The sequence below is a fragment of the Acinetobacter sp. Res13-Abat-PEC15-P4-01 genome, assembly GCF_015676285.1.
Classification (GTDB): Bacteria; Pseudomonadota; Gammaproteobacteria; order Pseudomonadales; family Moraxellaceae; genus Acinetobacter; species Acinetobacter nematophilus.
In genome coordinates this window covers 59,115-79,091 of sequence record NZ_JADAIN010000020.1, presented here as the reverse complement: position 1 = coordinate 79,091, position 19,977 = coordinate 59,115, and the positions used below count along the sequence as shown (strand labels likewise).

The 19,977-nt window shown below is 39.7% G+C and carries 20 protein-coding genes; 14 read left to right on the top strand and 6 right to left on the bottom strand.

Annotated features, from left to right (window positions below):
• Positions 1-58 precede the first annotated feature (58 nt).
• The 11 genes from IMO47_RS07455 to IMO47_RS07405 all read left to right on the top strand — a co-directional run bounded on the left by IMO47_RS07455 (position 59) and on the right by IMO47_RS07405 (position 11,381).
• Positions 59-994, top strand: a complete 936-nt coding sequence (locus IMO47_RS07455) for an ABC transporter ATP-binding protein (protein ID WP_196077500.1) — start codon at positions 59-61, stop codon at positions 992-994.
• Positions 991-1,764 carry an ABC transporter permease gene (locus IMO47_RS07450; RefSeq protein ID WP_100884796.1) on the top strand — a complete coding sequence of 258 codons (774 nt, stop codon included), beginning with the start codon at positions 991-993 and terminating at the stop codon, positions 1,762-1,764. Before IMO47_RS07455 ends, IMO47_RS07450 begins: the two co-directional genes overlap by 4 nt.
• A complete protein-coding gene (gene queF / locus IMO47_RS07445; RefSeq protein ID WP_196077501.1) occupies positions 1,764-2,588 on the top strand; it encodes an NADPH-dependent 7-cyano-7-deazaguanine reductase QueF in 825 nt (274 codons plus the stop codon). Before IMO47_RS07450 ends, queF begins: the two co-directional genes overlap by 1 nt.
• Before the next feature lie 17 nt (positions 2,589-2,605).
• The gene (locus IMO47_RS07440) at positions 2,606-3,256 is read left to right on the top strand and encodes a hypothetical protein (protein ID WP_196077502.1); all 651 of its coding nucleotides are present in this window, start codon (positions 2,606-2,608) and stop codon (positions 3,254-3,256) included.
• A 326-nt stretch (positions 3,257-3,582) separates the two neighbouring features.
• Positions 3,583-4,725, top strand: coding sequence for a rod shape-determining protein RodA (gene rodA, locus IMO47_RS07435; protein ID WP_196077504.1), 1,143 nt, complete (start codon positions 3,583-3,585; stop codon positions 4,723-4,725).
• A gap of 33 nt (positions 4,726-4,758) precedes the next feature.
• Positions 4,759-5,760 carry a lytic murein transglycosylase B gene (gene mltB, locus IMO47_RS07430; RefSeq protein WP_196077503.1) on the top strand — a complete coding sequence of 334 codons (1,002 nt, stop codon included), beginning with the start codon at positions 4,759-4,761 and terminating at the stop codon, positions 5,758-5,760.
• Between the two features lie 285 nt (positions 5,761-6,045).
• Positions 6,046-6,657 carry a septal ring lytic transglycosylase RlpA family protein gene (locus tag IMO47_RS07425; protein WP_198426920.1) on the top strand — a complete coding sequence of 204 codons (612 nt, stop codon included), beginning with the start codon at positions 6,046-6,048 and terminating at the stop codon, positions 6,655-6,657.
• A 209-nt stretch (positions 6,658-6,866) separates the two neighbouring features.
• Positions 6,867-8,030 carry an MFS transporter gene (locus IMO47_RS07420; protein WP_196074593.1) on the top strand — a complete coding sequence of 388 codons (1,164 nt, stop codon included), beginning with the start codon at positions 6,867-6,869 and terminating at the stop codon, positions 8,028-8,030.
• Positions 8,031-8,222: 192 nt separating this feature from the next.
• Positions 8,223-10,010 (top strand): amidohydrolase, encoded by a 1,788-nt coding sequence (locus IMO47_RS07415; protein ID WP_196074594.1) that lies wholly within the window; start codon positions 8,223-8,225, stop codon positions 10,008-10,010.
• A gap of 19 nt (positions 10,011-10,029) precedes the next feature.
• Complete coding sequence (locus IMO47_RS07410) at positions 10,030-10,803, top strand: DUF4850 domain-containing protein (RefSeq protein ID WP_196074595.1); 774 nt, start codon at positions 10,030-10,032, stop codon at positions 10,801-10,803.
• A 131-nt stretch (positions 10,804-10,934) separates the two neighbouring features.
• Positions 10,935-11,381: an Mpo1-like protein gene (locus IMO47_RS07405; RefSeq protein WP_196074596.1), complete on the top strand. Its 447-nt coding sequence runs from the start codon at positions 10,935-10,937 to the stop codon at positions 11,379-11,381.
• A gap of 62 nt (positions 11,382-11,443) precedes the next feature.
• On the opposite strand, the gene IMO47_RS07400 is transcribed toward IMO47_RS07405, so the two are convergent.
• The 6 genes from IMO47_RS07400 to rpsB all read right to left on the bottom strand — a co-directional run bounded on the left by IMO47_RS07400 (position 11,444) and on the right by rpsB (position 16,060).
• On the bottom strand, positions 11,444-11,758 hold the full coding sequence (locus tag IMO47_RS07400) for an AzlD domain-containing protein (protein WP_196074597.1): 315 nt from the start codon (positions 11,756-11,758) through the stop codon (positions 11,444-11,446).
• A gap of 2 nt (positions 11,759-11,760) precedes the next feature.
• Positions 11,761-12,501, bottom strand: a complete 741-nt coding sequence (locus IMO47_RS07395; protein ID WP_196074598.1) for an AzlC family ABC transporter permease — start codon at positions 12,499-12,501, stop codon at positions 11,761-11,763.
• Positions 12,502-12,615: 114 nt separating this feature from the next.
• Positions 12,616-13,437: an AraC family transcriptional regulator gene (locus IMO47_RS07390; protein WP_196074648.1), complete on the bottom strand. Its 822-nt coding sequence runs from the start codon at positions 13,435-13,437 to the stop codon at positions 12,616-12,618.
• A 135-nt stretch (positions 13,438-13,572) separates the two neighbouring features.
• Positions 13,573-14,121: a DUF3465 domain-containing protein gene (locus IMO47_RS07385; RefSeq protein ID WP_196074599.1), complete on the bottom strand. Its 549-nt coding sequence runs from the start codon at positions 14,119-14,121 to the stop codon at positions 13,573-13,575.
• Between the two features lie 171 nt (positions 14,122-14,292).
• Positions 14,293-15,168, bottom strand: a complete 876-nt coding sequence (gene tsf / locus IMO47_RS07380; RefSeq protein ID WP_004722025.1) for a translation elongation factor Ts — start codon at positions 15,166-15,168, stop codon at positions 14,293-14,295.
• A gap of 139 nt (positions 15,169-15,307) precedes the next feature.
• Positions 15,308-16,060, bottom strand: a complete 753-nt coding sequence (gene rpsB / locus IMO47_RS07375; RefSeq protein ID WP_009586494.1) for a 30S ribosomal protein S2 — start codon at positions 16,058-16,060, stop codon at positions 15,308-15,310.
• Between the two features lie 219 nt (positions 16,061-16,279).
• Here rpsB and map point away from each other — a divergent pair, with 219 nt between their 5' ends.
• From map to IMO47_RS07360, 3 genes are all read left to right on the top strand, one after another.
• Positions 16,280-17,107 carry a type I methionyl aminopeptidase gene (gene map / locus IMO47_RS07370; protein ID WP_196074600.1) on the top strand — a complete coding sequence of 276 codons (828 nt, stop codon included), beginning with the start codon at positions 16,280-16,282 and terminating at the stop codon, positions 17,105-17,107.
• Positions 17,108-17,433: 326 nt separating this feature from the next.
• The gene (locus tag IMO47_RS07365; protein WP_196074601.1) at positions 17,434-18,483 is read left to right on the top strand and encodes an OmpW family outer membrane protein; all 1,050 of its coding nucleotides are present in this window, start codon (positions 17,434-17,436) and stop codon (positions 18,481-18,483) included.
• Positions 18,484-18,666: 183 nt separating this feature from the next.
• On the top strand, positions 18,667-19,893 hold the full coding sequence (locus IMO47_RS07360; protein ID WP_196074602.1) for an MFS transporter: 1,227 nt from the start codon (positions 18,667-18,669) through the stop codon (positions 19,891-19,893).
• Positions 19,894-19,977: the final 84 nt, after the last annotated feature.

Sequence of the window (19,977 nt, the reverse complement as noted above, 5' to 3'; positions counted from 1 at the left end):
TTGGTTTATTCAAAAAGATCGCTCACAATACACACTCCTGAAACCATGTGAGAATTTCATGACTGATGCCCTGACGTTAAGAGATTTATCGAAAACCTATAGAAATGGATTCCAAGCACTCAAAGGAATCAATCTAACTGTTCCAGAAGGAGAGTTCTACGCACTTTTAGGACCGAATGGTGCGGGTAAATCTACAACAATCGGTATTATCAGTTCCTTGACACGTAAAACTTCAGGAACCGTGGAAATTTTTGGACACAATTTAGACACCCATCCATCAAATGCAAAACAATGTCTGGGTGTCGTGCCTCAAGAGTTTAACTTTGGTCAATTTGAAAAGATCTTTGATATCTTAGTGACACAGGCAGGCTACTACGGTATTCCTCCAAAAATTGCACAAAAACGTGCTGAAGAATATTTAGAAAAACTCGGATTATGGGAAAAACGCAATACCCAAGGTCGAATGTTATCTGGAGGCATGAAACGCCGTTTAATGATTGCCCGCGCTATGATGCATGAACCGAAACTTTTAATCTTGGATGAGCCAACTGCTGGTGTAGACATCGAACTGCGTCGCTCAATGTGGGACTTCCTCACTGAAATCAATGAAAAAGGCACTTCTATTATTTTAACCACACACTATTTGGAAGAAGCTGAAATGCTTTGTCGCCAAATCGCGATTATTGACCGTGGTGTAATTAAAGAAGATACCTCGATGAAAGCTTTTTTAAATCAACTCAGTGAAGAATCATTTATTTTTGATTTGGAATATCCGATTGAGCCGATCACCATTGATATCATTGGGGTTAAATTTAATTTAATTGATCCTATGACATTAGAAGTCACGATGGACAAAGCACACGCTTTAAATGATTTATTCCAGCTTTTAGAAGCTCAAGGCATTCGTGTACGTAGCATGCGTAATAAATCTAATCGCTTGGAAGAACTGTTTGTCAAAATGGTGGAGAAAAATCTGCAAGGAGCAGCACAATGAATTTTAATCAACTGCAAATTGCACTCTACACACTCGTCTTAAAAGAAATTCGCCGCTTTATGCGGATCTGGCCACAAACCCTATTGCCACCTGCAATTACCATGAGTTTATACTTTGTAATCTTTGGTAATTTGGTGGGTTCGCGGATTGGTCAAATGGGTGGATTTAGCTATATGCAATTCATCGTACCTGGTCTAATTATGATGGCTGTGATTACCAACAGTTATGCCAACGTATCCTCAAGTTTTTTCAGTGCTAAATTTCAAAAAAGTATTGAAGAACTTATCATGAGCCCTGTTCCATTACATATGGTTTTATGTGGCTATGTAATCGGCGGTGTTTGTCGTGGCGTACTTGTCGGTGCGATTGTCACCGCAATGAGCATGTTCTTCACTGACCTGTATATACATAATATTTTTGTGACCATATATACTGTGATTGTGACCTCGCTCCTGTTCTCTTTAGGGGGCTTTATCAATGCGGTATATGCAAAATCTTTTGATGATATTTCAATTATCCCCACGTTTGTTTTAACCCCCCTGACTTATCTGGGTGGGGTATTTTACTCGATCAGTGCTTTAAGCCCATTTTGGCAAAATCTTTCTTTAGTTAACCCGATCGTGTATATGGTCAATGCTTTCCGTTTCGGAATTTTAGGTCATAGCGATGTCAATGTTACTTTGTCTTTAATCATTGTGACACTTTGCTGTGGCTTACTCTATGGTATTGCGTACTATTTACTTTCTCGTGGTTCAGGAATGCGTGAATAATGTCTGTTGAACAATCTTTATTGGGTAAAGAAACCAATTACCCGACCACCTATCAACCTGAAATTCTTTTTCCAATTTCACGTGCACAAGCACGTGAACAATATGCTGAAGTTGAAGGCATATATCAAGGTCAAGATTGGTGGCATGTTTTCGAAATTTCCTGGCTCAATGCGAAAGGAATTCCTCAAGTTGCTATTGGGCGTATTGCACTCCCGGCTACATCGCCAAATCTGATCGAATCGAAATCGCTCAAGCTGTATTTTAATGGCATGAACTTTACTCAGTTTAATTCCCATCAAGCTTTTATCGATACTGTTGAAAAAGATTTGTCTCAAGCAGCACAAGCACCTGTCACATTGACCCTGTTTCAAGTGGATGATCTAGACATTACAAAACCAACAGGTATTTGTATTGATGATCAAGAACCTGACCACCTAGTCAATCACCCTGATGCCAGTCTTTTGAGCTTTGATCAAGAGACTTCAAACACAGATAAAAGTATTGAAATTCAACTATTTTCACACTTATTAAGAAGTAACTGCCCTGTGACGGGCCAACCTGACTGGGGAACTGTTTTTATCCGTTACCAAGGTAAAAAACCTTGTTATCGTAGTATTTTAGCTTATATTATCTCCTATCGTCAGCATAACGGTTTTCACGAACAATGCGTGGAACAAATCTTTGCCGATATTTGGCAAAATTTAAAACCGGAAAAGCTGATGGTTTATGCAACATATACACGACGTGGTGGTTTAGATATTAACCCTTGTCGTGTATCTGATGAATCATGGATGCCAAGCCCAATTCGATTGGCGCGACAATAAACATTGAGGTTGAACACATGCCTTTTTTTGGTTTTGTACCATCTGAAGAACTATTAAAGAACATTCAGACTGGTATTGAGAAAAAAAACTCTAACGAACCACTCTATCCTTTACGCGATCAAACAGCTTTACTTATCAATGAAGAAATCATTGATACGCTTTTGATTGAACTTGTTCGTCGCTTCCCTGCAAGTGACAAACGAGACACTGCTGAAAAACTTGCGGGTTACGTCAAATCAACCGTTGCTGTACTACTTAAACAGTTGTTAAGTAAGGCAGACAACGATGTGGTTCGTCAGTCTGTAGATTTTTCAGAACGCAGTCTGTTTAAAGATCCACAAGGTCAATATCGTGTTGGGGTCAACTTAGATGCTAACTTGGTCACTAACCTGAAAAATAGTTTTGCGGAAGTTCAAGCCAATGGCGATGTCAACCGTGAAGTTTTAGCAGAGCAATTTAAACAGTTTGCAGATGCAACCACCAACCACTTTATGCGCGACTTTAACAAAACCCTAGATTTAGGGATGATTAAACGTAAAGCAGCAGACATAGGGGCAGCGGCTGTAGGCAAAGCAGTACATATCGCAATTGATAAATTGATTCCCAATTTAAATAAGGATGAAATTGCAGCAGTTGCAGAATATTATGACACTTTATTTTTTAATTGATCCATAAAATTTAATTGATTTTTTTAATGTAGAAATGCTCTTTCAATTAAGGGCATTTTTTTCACATGCTCAATTTATTATTTTCCAATAAATTCAAAATATTAATCATAATTATAAATTTATCATTTGGGGTATTTTTGAAAATTATTGAATATATCGTAATGTCACTGCATAGATCGCCAGATTAATTTTTAAATTTATAACCTTAATCATCAAAATCAGCTCAATAAGTTAAACATAATTTTGTTGCGAAGTATTGATATTCATTGCCTTCGGAGGGGATTGTGGTAGCATGCGCAAAACATATTTTTGCACAAAATAGACCAATGGCACCAAGCTCTCAATATAAATTTTTACGACATTCCCCTCGTGATGGTTTAAGCACCGCCACGCTCCCTTCTCGTTGGCAAAGACTACATATTGACCCTTGGTTGTGTCTATTTCTCATTCTAAACGCACTACTGGGTTTAACTGTGCTTTACAGTGCATCTGCGCAGGATATGGGATTGGTTTCCAAACAAGCAATGAGTTTCGGCATCGGTTTCTTGGTGATGTGCAGCTTAGCTCAAGTCCCTCCCAAAGTTTATCAAGCATTTGCACCTTATTTTTATCTTTTTGGTTTGGTATGTCTGGTTGCAGTTAAGTTATTTGGTGAAGTCCGCATGGGGGCACAACGTTGGATTGGTATCCCTGGCTTCGGTAGTGTACAACCCAGTGAATTCTTAAAAATTGGTATGCCATTAATGATTGCTTGGTTTTTGTCACGCAATCCTCTACCGCCTAATTTTAAAAACGTAATTTTATCCTTATTGATGATTGGCATTCCTTTTATTCTGATCGCTGAACAGCCCGACCTGGGAACATCACTTTTGATCCTAGCCAGTGGGATTTTCGTACTCTTTCTCAGTGGGCTTTCATGGAAAATGATTTTAGGGGCGATCAGTGCTGCTGCTGTGGTGATTCCAGTGGCTTGGGAATTTCTATTACATGATTACCAACGACAGCGTGTTCTCACTTTATTCAATCCTGAAGCTGATGCCTTAGGCACGGGTTGGAACATTATTCAGTCTAAGACGGCAATTGGCTCAGGCGGTTTTATGGGCAAAGGCTACCTGGAAGGGACGCAATCACATTTACACTTTTTACCAGAAGGTCATACTGACTTTATCATCGCCGCATTTTCTGAAGAGTTTGGGCTGATCGGTATCTTGCTTTTAATTACCATTTACTTTTGTATTATTTTTAGAACCTTTCAAATGAGTTTACAGTGTTTCCATAATTTTGGACGTTTGGTCGCCGGTGCTTTTGCTTTGTCATTTTTTGTTTATGTATTTGTAAATGCAGGCATGGTCAGTGGTATTTTACCTGTAGTCGGTGTGCCACTTCCTTTTATGAGTTATGGTGGAACTGCAATTATTACTTTAATGGCTACTTTTGGCATTGTGATGTCGATACATACGCATCGATAATTTTTTATCATAAATAATTAGGAAATATAACCTATGTTTACTTTTAGGCTTTTACAAAAGGTTAAAAACATCACTTTTTGTGCGGCTGCTTTTTCACTGACCAGCTTTTGTCAAGCCAATGACTTTGCAAGTAACCCTGAATACAATAATTTTAAAACCAAAACCATGCAAACTTACGGCTTAAGTGCTGAACAAATTGATTGGGCAATGAATGGTTCACGCAATTTGCCGAATATCATCAGCATTATGGAACGTCCAGGTGAAAGTAAGCCATGGTATCAATACAAGACGAATTTTTTAGCTGAAGGCACTATTCAACGTGGCGTGCGCTTCAAACAACAGTATGCAGATACATTAAACCGTGCAGAACAGCAGTTTGGTGTGCCTCAAGCGATCATTCTGGGCATTCTTGGAGTGGAAACAGGTTATGGCTCGAATAAGGGCTCATTCATCACCCGTGATGCGCTTGCAACACTGGGTTTTGGTTATCCTCGCCGTGCTCAATATTTTCAGGATGAACTCGGTGCCCTCATTGCATGGTCATATAAAGATGGTGTGCCAACCAACTCGATTGTCGGCTCCTATGCAGGTGCTGTAGGTTATCCACAATTTATGCCAAGCAATGTGTCTAAGTTTGGTGTGGATTATGATGGAAATGGACATGTCGACTTACGTAATTCTGCTGTTGATGCGATTGGTTCGATTGCCAATTATCTCGCTCAGCATGGTTGGCAACGAGATCAACCGATTGCATTTTTAGCACGTTATACAGGAAATAACCCTGATGCCATTATTGCCAAAGATTTAACGCAACCTGTTCCATATGGTTCGCTTAAAAATTTAGGGATTTCTCCATTAAATCCAATCGTTAAAATTGATGATTTAGATTTGGTCAATATTATTCAATTACAAGACAGTAATGGTCCTATTTATTATATTACTTATCCTAATTTTCAAGTAATAACCACATATAATAGAAGCCGTATGTACGCCACTGCTTTATGGCTTTTAGGCACTGAAATTGTAAGTCGGTAAGGCTTGCAATTTCGCATTAAGCAAATAAGTCAAGAAATATTTTTGTTAATTTGATCACATTATATACTTTTTAAATATCTTGTTACAATATTGATTATTTTTTAATCAAAACCTGTAAGAATTTGTCCTTTTTGTAACGGTTTCTTAAATAATGCTAGACACGTTTAATACAGCTTGAATATTATCCTTTCCGTTAAATGCAGTTGCAAAAGTGAATTTACAGACCTCTATGGTTAATTTTCAGCGACTTAGAAAGTTAGAATTGAGGTTCCAAGGAGTTAAACGATGCATGCTTCACTCAAATATGTGATGGCCCTGACCATGGGTCTGGGTATGACGCAAGTCAACTCAGAAATGGTTCAGTCATCATTTTTAAATAATGATTCGGATAGTTCGAGTCTTGCTTCTCGTGTGATTAGCAAAGATTCAACAAATTTTAATTCTCATTTTTCAAACCTAAACAGTTTGTCAATTACTGAACGTTCTGGCGATCAAGTCCGTCGTCAAACTATTGCAGCAAAGATTCAAGTTCCTGAAGATGAGCCTTCAGTAATTGATAAACTTAATGAAGTTGCTTCTAATACAGTTCGCAAATTTAGTCAAACTGGTGTTGCATCTTGGTACGGTCGTCAGTTCCATGGTCGTAAAACGGCAAGCGGAGATACATTCGATATGAATGATCTCACAGCCGCTCATCGTAGCCTGCCGTTAAATTGCTTTATTCGTGTAACCAATAAAGACAATGGTAAAAGTGTTGTGGTTAAAGTCAACGATCGTGGTCCATTCCACGGTAACCGTGTACTTGATCTCTCTTATGGCGCTGCAAAGCGTTTAGGTATTACAAATTCAGGAACAGCACGCGTTAACATTGAACGCGTAGATGGTCCAAACTCGTAAAATCACTGCATGCATTTAACAAAAGCCACTTTTAAGTGGCTTTTTATTTGCCGATTGAAAATATTGATGTCCGAATTGCCCCCTTATTTTTTTCAGCTATCCCCCTTTTCATTAAATTTATTTCAAATCAAAATAACACCAGCCCGATACAGGAAGTATCAAATAGCCATCTAAAACTAAAATCAATAAATGAAGGGAATGAGTTAGGCATGGATCAAAACAGCATTATCCAGCATTTGGACAATCTCACGCTCAGTAAAACACAAAAAGTGATTGCACTCGGTTTTGCTACACAAGGGCTTGGCTATGCGACAGTCATGACTGCACTTCCGACCATTAAGAGTCGATTCATACTTTCAGATGATCTATTGTCACTCATTATCCTTGGGGTATGCATAGCAGCAGCACTTGGTTCGATTTTAGCCGATCGTATAGCAGTCAAGCTTGGATCACGCGTTGCGATTGTGACGGGTTTTATTTTTGAAGCGATTGGAATAGCTGTTGCTGCATTTAGTCCAAATATATTGCTTATGATTGCAAGCTTCTTCGTTTATGGACTTGGACTAGGCTGTTTAGATGCAGCACTTAATATGCAAGCGGTGATGATGGAACAGCGACTCGGTAAAAGTGTATTTGGGGGTTTCTTCGCTTGTTATACAGCAGCTGCATTTTTAGGTGCATTGATTATGTCAGCGACTGTTTCGACAACACTGGGCGCCACAGCAGCATTATGCATTGCAGTGGTCATTGCATTAATCAGCTCACAATTGTCAAGAAACTGTTTATTTAATCAAAAACAAAGTGCTGAATCACCTCCGCAAGAAAAACCAGCAATTCCATATCAACAATTGCTCATTTTTGGGCTAATGATTCTGATTGTATTTACTGTCGACTCCGCAATCAGCACATGGAGTTCCATTTACCTTAAAGATGTTTTAGCAAGTTCAGCAACCATTGCCCCTTTAGGTTATGCAGCCTATCAAATCGGAATATTACTGACGCGGTTAAGTCTGGATTATGTACTGCAATTTAAAACAGCCACATGGATTGCTTTGGTGACAATCCTGATTGGGGCATTCGGATGTGCACTATCGGGAATAAGTCATTCACTTATTACAGTGATTATTGGTTTTGCACTGGCAGGTGTCGCCGTAGGTGCACTCGTTCCACTCACCTTTTCCGCTGCGGGGCGTTTAGATGAAAATCGACGAGATGAAATTATTGCTCGGGTCAATATTTTTAATTATGGTGGCGCTGTTGCTGGAGCAGTCATCGTTGGTCTACTAGCAACACCTTTTGGCTATGCACCATCCTTTATCGGCTTAGCATTTGCCTTGCTGGGTATCCTTTATTTTAGAAAAAGATTGATTTAGTCTGGAGCACTCCCTCAGCTATCCTGATAAAAATCAAAGCTTAGTTCAGTTTAAATATGTGAAAAGTAAACATCATTTCTATACTTGGCACAAAATCTTTGTTAATTTAATTTCTATTCAATACGCTATTTTGAATTCAATTGTAGCGATGAACATTTAATTCTAACAATACAAAAATGAGGGCGATTCACAATGTTGCAACGTAATCCATCCCAACGTGTTCGATTTATTGCGCCCATTATCTGCATCAGTAGCTTTGGCATGCTCAGTGGTTGCGCCAATCTCCCCCCATCAGCTCCTACAAAATCTCAAAACATAACGACTTCTCTTTCTCAAGCCAGTACACTTTTCTATGGCGGTTCAATTCTAACGATGCAAGGGATGTCACCGCATTATGTAGAAGCCTTGTTTGTCAAAGATGGGAAAATTGTCTTTGCAGGTGATTTAAAACAAGCGCAGAAATTTAAACAAAAAAATACCCAAGAAATTGACTTAAAACACCACACCTTACTGCCTGGTTTTATTGATGCTCATAGCCATTTAAACAGTGTGGGTTTACAGCAAACCGTTGCCAATCTCTACCCCTCACCTGATGGCAATGTATCAGATATTCCATCGCTGATTCATGAACTTTCCTTGTGGCAGCAAAACAATCCTGAATTTATTAAAGCAACCGCAGGCTGGATTATTGGCAATGGTTATGATGATGCCCAACTGAATGAAAAGCGCCACCCCACCGCTGATGATTTAGACTTGGTTTCGACTCAACATCCCATTATTGTTTTACACCAATCTGGACATTTAGCCTCAGTCAATCATAAGGCGCTTGAAGTTTTAAATATCAATAAAAACACGCCCAATCCCACTGGTGGAATTATTCGTCGTAAAGCAAATTCTCAAGAGCCCAATGGTGTACTTGAAGAGGCTGCCGTTTTCTCGGCAATGATGACTGCATTTAGTCATGTTCCACCTGAGATTATGCAGAATATGGCGAAAACAGCGCTCAATACCTATATCAAAAATGGCTATACCACCGTACAAGAAGGTCGTGCCGATCAGGGTACAGCAGAGTTATGGCGAAGTTTTGCTGCCATTAACCAATTAAATATTGATGTTGTGGTATATCCAGACATCATGAATGAAAAAAACTACATGCTTAAAAATGGCAGCAGTCTAAATTATCAGAACCATTTTAGAATTGGAGGGGTAAAAATCAGTCTAGATGGTTCCCCTCAAGGCAAAACTGCATGGCTAACTCAGCCTTATCTTGTTCCACCTGAAGGCAAAAGCAAAGATTATCGTGGTTATCCGGCTTATCCTGACATCAAGCAGGTGCAAGATGCCATTAATCTTGCTTATCAGAATCACTGGCAGATTCTTGCCCATGCCAATGGTGATGCAGCAATCGATCAATATTTAACGACCATTGAAAAAGCAAATGACCAATATGGTGCCGCAGACCGCCGCAATGTCATCATTCATGCGCAAACCATGCGTGAAGATCAATTAGATCAAGCCAAAAGACTTGGGCTGATTCCATCGTTCTTTTCACTACATACCTACTATTGGGGTGATTGGCACAAACATGAAACACTGGGTACAGCACGTGCCAACCGAATTTCTCCAACAGGCTCTGCTTTACGCAAGAATATGATTTTTACAGAACATCATGATGCACCTGTTATTCCACCCAAGAATATGATGGTGATTGATACTACAGTGAACCGAACGACTCGCTCAGGAGATGTTTTAGGTGAGGATCAAAAGATCAGCCCCTATATTGCCTTAAAATCAGTGACCGATTGGGCTGCATACCAGTACTTTGAAGAAAAGAATAAAGGTACCTTAGAGCAAGGGAAATTGGCTGATCTGGTACTTTTAGATCAAGACCCTTTAAAAGTTCCATCCCAAAAGATTAAAGACATCAAAATACTGGCAACCTATAAAGAAGGTCAATTGATTTATCAACGAACCCAGTAAGCATCCACAAGGTTAAATCATGCTCAAGCAAAAAATTTTATTGATGACCTTATGCCTATTCAGTGGTTTGGCATATGGCGATGTTTCTGTATTTGAACCCACTTTCCCAGTGTTGAAAAACAATAAAGCCTCACCTCAGCAACATCATCTCGAAAAGCTTCCTGCGACCACACTGAGTCATCATGTTGCTGTAGACACATATATTGCGGTCATTCCCAATCCTTTTAACGATACAGGATTTTATCAAGACGATTCCGTATGTAAGCGCAACAGCTCCCAAGCAGTGAAATGCCAATTTAATTATAAATTATCGACAGTTGAGGCTAAAAATTTCAAAATCATCCTATTGCCCGGTATAGGTCCTGTGCTTGTTCCAATCTCATGGCAAGTCATCAGTACAGATCTCGGACCTTCTGGTGTTGCTTATGCAGTACTTGCAAGTCCGCAAAAAGATGAAGCCATCACTATTTACAATTCGTCTGCCTGCGTTGGCTGTGCCATGCACAGTGCCAGCTTATATTTTCCAAATGTTCGAAAACTCAGTTTAGCCAATGAGTTTGGAGCAATCGATGACAGAAACCATCTACTGAAAATTGTCAGGGTAAATAAAAATAAAGTTTACTTTAGTTATCAGATTCCAGACCATGCTGCTCATACACATGGTATTGCCTATTATGTTGATGAAAGTGATGGTAGTGACATCACCAACTTTCAAGAAATTAAAGTCATGCTCAAACCACAGCACCAAACATGGGCACGTGATATGCTGAACTTCTATCAAAGCACGCATTAAGCTAGCTCATCAAAGCGATGAGAATTCAGTTTATCGCGAGGATTTTGACCGAAAACCAATTCTGAATTATATTATTTTCATTAAATTAAAATTGATCTAAAAATAAGCCAACCACCTGCATGGAGAGCCAGATGAAAAATATTACGGAATGGTTTGATGAATATAGTGAAAGCCATCAGAACAAGACCAATAAAGCCATTCATTGGGTCTGTGTTCCTGCGATTTTATTTGCCATCATCGGAATTCTTGCACATTTTAGTGCCTTGCTTACAGCGCTTCTCTTAGTGCTTACACTGGTTTTCTATGCCCGCTTAGATATTGTGCTTGCTGTCGCCATGACTGCTTTGATTGCAGTCATGGCATGGGTGATCTATCTACTTCCTGTGGGTGTAGGCTTTTACATTGGCATGTTTATTTTGGCATGGATTGGGCAGTTTTATGGACACAAGGTCGAGGGCAAAAAACCGTCATTTTTTAAAGATCTCCAATTTCTCTTGATTGGACCTGTATGGTGCATGGATGCCTATCTCGCCAAAGTACTGCCAAGATGGAAAACACGCCAAAAACTGGCTTTTTAACGAGCATATATTGAGGGAAAATTTCATATGGGCTTTTCCCTCCTTTTATTTTCAATTTACGGTCAATTTAATAAATAAAATAAGCCGTAAAAACACAATAAGCTGAGTCCCAGATTAACCAAGATTTTTTGAGAAATCAGTGCCAGAAACACACATATGATTGCCGTTAAAAAATAGGCATCCAAAGGCAAATTACGTAATTGCTGACCATCAAAGAATACAATCGGTGCACATATGGCTGTAAGTAAACATGGTGCCGAATACTGCAACATATTTTCAATCCAGTGGGGTAATTTAAATGCGATTTTAGGCTCCAGAAAAAAGTAGCGATTCAGAAATACAATAAGCGCTAAACTCAACAGTAAAGACCATGTCATTTTTAAACTCCCACGCGTGTAACTTTGATCATCTTTGCTGCACACATCGCACTCAACATTCCTAAAATACCTGACAATACGATGCCCCCCTCAAATTGAAGATATTTAAAGATACAGGCAAAGACTAAGGTAAAGATCACTCCAATCAAGGTTGCCTTGTTTTTAATCATGGGCACAATGATTAAAATAAATACGGCAGCAATGGAAAAATCGAGATGCAAATTTTCTAAATTCGGTATCGACTGTGCCAGTAAGATTCCAAAAAGGCTAAATAGACACCATGCCAAATAAAAACATAAACCTGCACCAAATAGATAAGCAAAGGTTCGTTGCTTATTTTCCCCAATACCCACTGCAAATAATTCATCAGTTAAAAGAAATCCGATCAGCAGTCTTTGTTTAAAAGAAAATTGAGTAACGTCTTTACGGAAGTTGAGTGCATAAATCAAATGCTGACTGGTTAAGAAGAACACCGTAATAAAAATCGTCCAAACCGAAGCACCTGCCATAACCAGCCCTAAACTGACCAGTTGAGCAGCTCCAGCAAATACAACAGCTGACATTGAAAATGCTTGAGCAAAGCTCAATCCTGCATTAATCGCCATTGAACCCGCCAAAATTCCCCAAGGCAATACAGCGATTGATAAAGGTAAAATATCAACAACACCTCGTAAAAATGCTTTTTTATTCAAATCAGATTTCGATTGAGTGCCGGCACGACAAGATTCAAATTGATGACTCATTACTTAAATCCAAAACTACGAATGAGATGAGTATCTTTAAAAACATGGACCACAGCTTGAATAAAATTGCTGTGCAAAGACTCTATTTTGAAGAATGGAAACAGCTAAAGTAGGTTAAATATTTAGAGTGCTTAAATATTGCGCAGGGGTAACGCCCATCGCCTTTTTAAAATGTCGGTTAAAATGGCTTTGATCTGAAAAACCACAGTTTTGTGCTGTCATGGCAATACTGTGGCCTTGCTTTAATAATTGCCGTGCTTTTAATAACCGTACTTGAACAAGCCAACTATGTGGAGGTAAACCCGTATGCTTTTTAAATTCTCTTAAAAAATGCCAAGGACTCAGTCCCACGGTTGCAGCCAAATCAGTTAATGAATAATCACGCTCCGGAAAGGCACTTAATAAATCTTTGACAATTTCAACTTTACGTTGCGCTTCAGGCAATTCTGCTGGTGTTAATTTTGCTCGACCATAACGACTGATCAAACGAGCCAAAGTCGATAAATACATGCTTTCCTTGAGTAAAGCATTTTCTTTTTGTTCTAGCAAATCAAAAAGTAAGGTAAATTGTTGAGCTAAACCTACATCATGAACCACTGCATGAGGAAACCAGGGTACACTGTTTCTGACACTAAAAAAGTCCTGCCCTGCATCCAGCAACATTTCAGGCGTTGGATAAATTGCCCGGTATTTCCACCCCGACTCAACCGCAGATGACCCCGTATGAATTTCATCTGCATTGACTAAAATAATGTCTCCTTTCGGAGCGGTATGTAGCTGTCCTGTTCGATAAAAACTTTGCGCACCATCTTCAATCACGCCGATACAATAACCTTCATGCACATGCTTTGAAAATTGCTTATGGTGATACTGTGCTTTCAACAACTCCAATCCACCTAATTCTTTAAGGTGGAAATAGTTTGCCCACTCCTGCATGTTTTGAATTCGAACGTCTTGTGATGGCTTAAAAATAGCACGATTGACCACAAGGTATAGAACAAAATTGCTGTCTAAACCACTTTAAAACTACAAACAACTCAATTTTATCGTATTGAATGGACAAGGCATTGTTTATTGATAGGTTTTTCCATCATGCTTTAACCAACCATCTTCATGACGGCGACTAGGATCATGATGTGTCCAATGAATCACTCCACCTTGATTGCTGTATTCATATTCGCCAAAAAACTCAACACGATCCCCTTTACGTAAATGGTCAATTCGTGGCGCTAAATCAATATTATGTGCGACCAAGACAGTTAAACCGTTATCCAGTGAAAGAATGAATTTTTGATGTCGTGAACCTTCAGTATCATCACGTAATATTGCTTTTACTCTCCCTACGGACTGCACTTGAACATTGCTTAACTTCCCATCATAAGCCTGACGAATAACTGTTAAACCCTGCTGGTTTTGACTGTTGTTTGACTGAGTGTTTTGAAACTGTGAATGATCAGTTGATTTGGAATCAAATTGTGAAGCTCGGTTATTCTGATCTTGGGAATGAACTGGAGCTTGCTGTGTTGATGCCTTGTTTTCTTGATTGAGATCAATGCCAAAATAAGCCGCGACGATCACTGCGACTGCAGCAGCCATACCAAGTTGAGTTTTGTTTGCCATTAAATTTCAGTCTAAGCAATATGAATAGAAGAGATTATAAAAGAATAACACCCATGATTTGAACAGAATCATTTTATTGATTTTTCTTTAACTTGATTCTTCAATAAAATCAATAACAATAAAAAACCCCTCAAATGAGGGGTTTTCAATAATTATACTCAAAAAGTAAAATTATTTAGCAGCAGCCTGAGCAGCAGCAACTTCTTCAGCAAAGCTCATTTCAGCTTTTTTCTCAATACCTTCACCTACTTCAAAGCGAACGAATTGAGCTACAGTTGTTGCAGTCGCTTTCAATACTTCAGCAACTTTTTTATCGTTGTCGATAACGTATTGTTGACGCTCAAGAACAACTTCATTCAAGTATTTTTCTACTGAACCAGTCACCATTTTTTCAACGATGTTAGCTGGTTTACCAGATTCAATTGCTTTAGCTTCTGCAATTTCTTTCTCTTTCGCGATAAGATCAGCAGAAACGTCTTCAGCAGTTACAGCAACTGGGTTGAATGCAGCAACGTGCATTGCAATACCTTTACCAGTTTCAGCAGAACCTGTGTAAGAAACTACAACACCAATTTTTAAACCGTGTTTGTAAACTGCAAGGTTTTCACCTTCTACAATTGCAGCACGACGAACCTGAATGTTTTCACCGATTTTTTGAACAAGCGCAATACGTGCTTCTTCAACAGTTGAACCGTCTTCAAGTTTCAATTCAGCAATTTGAGCAGCATCAGTTACACCAGCAGCAAGTGCAGCAGCAGCAACTTTAGCAGAGAAACCCGCAAAGTTTTCGTCTTTCGCAACGAAGTCAGTTTGACAGTTTACTTCTAAAAGAATTGCCTTGTTACCTTCTTGAGCAATCGTGATTGCACCATCAGCAGCAATGTTGCCCGCTTTTTTAGCTGCTTTTGCTTGACCTGATTTACGAAGGTTATCAATCGCTAATTCGATGTCACCGTCTGCTTCTGTTAATGCTTTTTTGCATTCCATCATTGCAAGACCAGTACGGTCACGTAATTCTTTTACCATGCTCGCAGTAACTGCAGTCATGTTGTTCTCCTAAATACGGTAGAATATGAATCTGTTCAACAAAAACGGCCCAAAGGTTTCTCTGGGCCGCTTTGCTTTATCGACGCTCAATTTGTCATCATTTTAAATCGCAAAAATGACAAGCTTGCGTCAAAACGCATTAAGCCTCAGGAGCTTCTTTCGCAGCTTCTTCGCCTTTAGCTTGAGCATTTGCTTGAGTTTGAGCGTATTCTTTACCAGCAATAATCGCATCAGCCATTGCAGAAGCATAAAGTGTAACAGCACGGATCGCATCATCGTTACCAGGAATAACGAAATCTACGTTATCTGGGTTAGAGTTTGTATCAACGATACCGATTACTGGAATACCCAGGTTTTTAGCTTCTTTAATTGCAATCGCTTCGTGATCAACGTCGATGATGAACAATGCGTCAGGTAAACCACCCATGTTCTTAACACCGCCTAAAGAGCGTTCAAGTTTTTCCATTTCACGAGTACGTTCTAATGCTTCACGTTTAGTAAGTTTAGCAAAAGTACCATCTTGTGATTGAGTTTGAAGATCTTTCAAACGGTTGATTGACTGACGAAGAGTTTTCCAGTTAGTCAACATACCACCCAACCAGCGGTGATCTACATAAGGTTGACCAGCGCGTTGAGCTTGCTCACGAATGATGTTAGAAGCAGCACGTTTTGTACCAACGAACAATACTTTGTTCTTTTTGCTTGCTAGATTGTTAACAAAATTCAAAGCATCATTTAACGCAGGAACAGTATGCTCAAGGTTGATGATGTGAATGCGGTTACGCGCACCAAAAATGTATTGACGCATTTTTGGGTTCCAGAAGCGAGTTTGGTGACCAAAGTGCGCACCAGCTTGAAGAAGGTCGCGCATGCTTACGTTGTAATCTGCCATTTTCTTTACCTTAAAAGTTTGGGTTAGGCCTCCATATGTCCGCATTCTCCACCCTTTCAGGCACCCAGAGTAATGTGACGACATATGTGCGGATTTTTAAATTACCCTTATCAAAATTTCCATAAACGATTCATAAAGAAAGTCACAGAAAGCATTTGATAAATTGGGCGGCTATTTATACCATAGTCACATACAAATTTCCAAAAGTTTTTAAAGATCATGAACAGTACTTACGAAGCACCCCGTCGATTAATCAAAACCGCAGATGAAATTGAGAAGATGCGTGTTGCAGGTCGATTGGCTGCAGAAGTTTTGGATATGATCAAACCGCATATCAAACCAGGTGTCAGTACACTTGAGTTGGATACGATTTGTCATGACTATATTGTCAACACACAAGACGCTATACCTGCATGTCTGGGTTATGGTGCTGCACCAGGTCGACCTGCTTTCCAACATGTGATCTGTACTTCTGTCAATCACGTGGTATGCCACGGTATTCCATCTGAAAGTAAGATCCTGAAAAAAGGCGATATTCTCAATATCGATGTCACCGTGATTAAAGATGGCTACCATGGCGACACCAACATGATGTATATCGTCGGTGGCGAAACTTCAATTATTGCACACCGTTTATGTAAAGTTGCGCAGGAAGCGATGTATCGTGGTATGGCAACCGTCAAACCAGGCTCTACAATTGGGGATATTGGCGCTGCGATTCAAAAATACGTAGAGTCAGAACGTTTTAGCGTTGTTCGTGAATATTGTGGTCATGGGATTGGTACCGTGTTCCATGACGAACCACAGGTTCTACACTATGGGCAACCCAATTCTGGCATGATTCTCGAAGAAGGTATGACGTTTACCATTGAACCGATGGTCAATGCAGGTGTTTGGCAGACACGTCTAATGGGTGACAAATGGACTGTTGTAACCAAGGATCATAGCCTTTCCGCTCAATATGAACACACCCTTTTGGTGACGAAAGACGGTGTAGAAGTTTTAACTGCGCGTCCTGAAGAAGATTTGTCTCGCTTTCAGAAATAAATAAGTCATTGACTCCTCTGACGGGGGCAAATTATTAAAAGGTCATATTGATATGGCCTTTTTTTATGAACTGCTTTTTTTGTTATAAACAAGCTTATGTTTTAACTTATTTTTTACTGTAAAAACCTTCCATTTTTACAATGTAATTTAATATTAACATAATTACATAGATGCCACATTTTTAAGTCCCTGATAAATAAAATATTAAAAAAAGAACATTCACTAAAAAAAAGACCTTGCAAAAGCAACATTCAAAAATAGCAAAAAATCCTCATAATAAAAATACATAAAAATTAGTATCAATTGCGGACATGGAGTCCAATTCTATGAAGAAATCATTACTTTGCATGATGACCACATGTATGGCTTTACCTATACTGACCCATGCGGATTCGCCTTATTTTAGTTTGAAAGATGGTGATGGATTTAAACGTTTTTCTGTTTCGGCAGGCTGGTTGCATGCAATGCCACAAGGCAATGGCAATCCGATCAAAGTGAACACAGCCGTTGCAGAAGGAACCCAGTCAAAAGTAGGAGATATTTCTAAAAAAGCTGTTCTAGATGCGGCTGTTAAGGAGTCAAATCCTTTTCTATATGGCGCAATCGGTCTTTTAGGTAACACCATTCCTGGCGCTTTAACAGGTACAGCAACTGTCAATGGCTTATCGAGTTGGACTGCTGAAGGTACAGGCTTGACAGCAAAAGATGTTGATACTTTCGGTTTGATGGGCAACTATTACTTTACAGACAATATTTCTCTAGAGTTTAAAGCAGGTATTCCACCTAAAGTCGAGATTGAGGGTAAAGGTCAGATCTATGCACCTTTAACCGGCAAAGATTCGACCCCACTCGGAAGTATAGACTTGCAAAAAGATATACCGATTACCGATTTATCCAAGCATTCCAAAGCAGCATCAGCAACTGCATGGTTACCGGCGGCAGAATTACACTATCAATTTGGTAAATCCGGTGTAAATAAATTTCGCCCTTATCTCGGTGTCGGGGTGATGTATGCACATTTTACTCATTTAAAAGTTGATAATGGTGTAAAAGATGATTTGATTGCAGCAGGTCATATGATCCAGAATGTACTGGATGGACAAGCAGGTGCTGCACTTGATGGTAAAACCTCTTCAGCAAATCCTGTAGTCAAAGTCAAAGCAGATGATGCGTGGGCACCTATGGCGACATTGGGTGCAACCTATGACTTTAATGATCGTTGGTTTGGCGTAGGTTCTGTGACTTATGCACCCATGAGTAGCGATGCCACCATTACCATTTCAAACTCAAATACCAATAAAGAGCTTGTTACGGCCAAGACTAAAATCGATATTGACCCACTGATTACTTATCTTGGCGTTGGTTACCGTTTTTAATACTTGATGCGCATTCGAGATGGATATGTTTTTATTGAAAATCATTCAATCCATGAGTCAAGATCAATTCCCGAATAGCAAGCAGATTGATCACTAAAATTTATCGATTGATAAATTTTTATTCTATCGCTAAGTGCCATTGAATCCTCTACAATTCTCACATGATGATTCAATGGATGACTTATGACAGCGTTACAGGACGACACTCGCTTTTCTAAACCCCTCATTTATATGCTCATTGGAAGTGCCTTCATCTTGGCGCTTTCTTTGGGTGTGCGTCATGGTTTTGGTCTCTATCTGGTCCCCATGAGCCATGAATTCAACTGGAGCCATCAGGTTTTTAGTCTAGCGATCGCCATGCAAAACTTGCTTTGGGGTGCCGTACAACCCTTCACAGGCGCGCTTGCGGACAAATACGGCAGTAAAAAAATTGTTGCTGTGGGAGGTGTACTTTATACGATTGGCCTGTTGTTAATGTCAGTCAGTTCAAATGCACTTCTGCTTGACTTCAGTGTGGGCTTAATCATTGGCCTAGCTCTCTCCGCAACATCATTTTCAGTACTCCTCTCAGCAGTAGGGCGTGCTGCTCATCCAAGCAAACGCAGTATGGCAATGGGGATCGCAAGTGCTGCAGGTTCATTCGGGCAATTTATCATGTTGCCCACCACCCTCCTACTCATTAAAAATTTTGGATGGTCTTCTGCACTGGTCATTACGGCAGTCTTGATTGTATTGATTATTCCATTGGCATGGATGCTGAAAGCACCAATGTATGCGCCACCAAACGCAGTCAAGCAGGCACTCCAACCAAGCTTAACCTTTAAGCAAATTTTAAAGATTGCCTTTCATCACAAACCATTTCTGTGGCTTGCCTTTGGTTTCTTGGTCTGTGGCTTCCAAGTGGTGTTCCTAGGTATTCACCTGCCTGGCTATCTGATTGATCATGGCTTTGATGCTTCGACGGGTACAATGTTTCTCGCCTTGGTTGGACTCTTTAATATTGTAGGGACATATGCAGCAGGTTGGCTAGGTGATAAATATTCAAAACCCCATTTGTTAATGGGGTTATATGGCTTAAGAGGAGTGACCATTATTGCATTTCTTATACTGCCTCTGAGCATCTGGACAGTATATGCTTTCGGCATCATTATGGGGATACTCTGGCTTTCAACCGTTCCTTTAACCAATGGAATTGTTGCCAATATGTTTGGGGTAAAATACTTAACCATGCTCAGTGGCATCGTATTTTTTACCCATCAGGTCGGCTCATTTTTTGGTGGCTGGCTGGGTGGGCTGAACCATGATATAACAGGTAACTACAACATCATTTGGGGCTGCTCAATTGCCTTGAGCCTGTTTGGCGTGATTGTGCATTTCTTTGTAAATGAGGAGGCGGTTGTCAATGATTGATACCGATAGATGGTTTAAATTGGCTGTTTGGAGTGTCATTATTCTAGTATTGCTCTTATCGAGCCTATTGTGGCTGAACACACC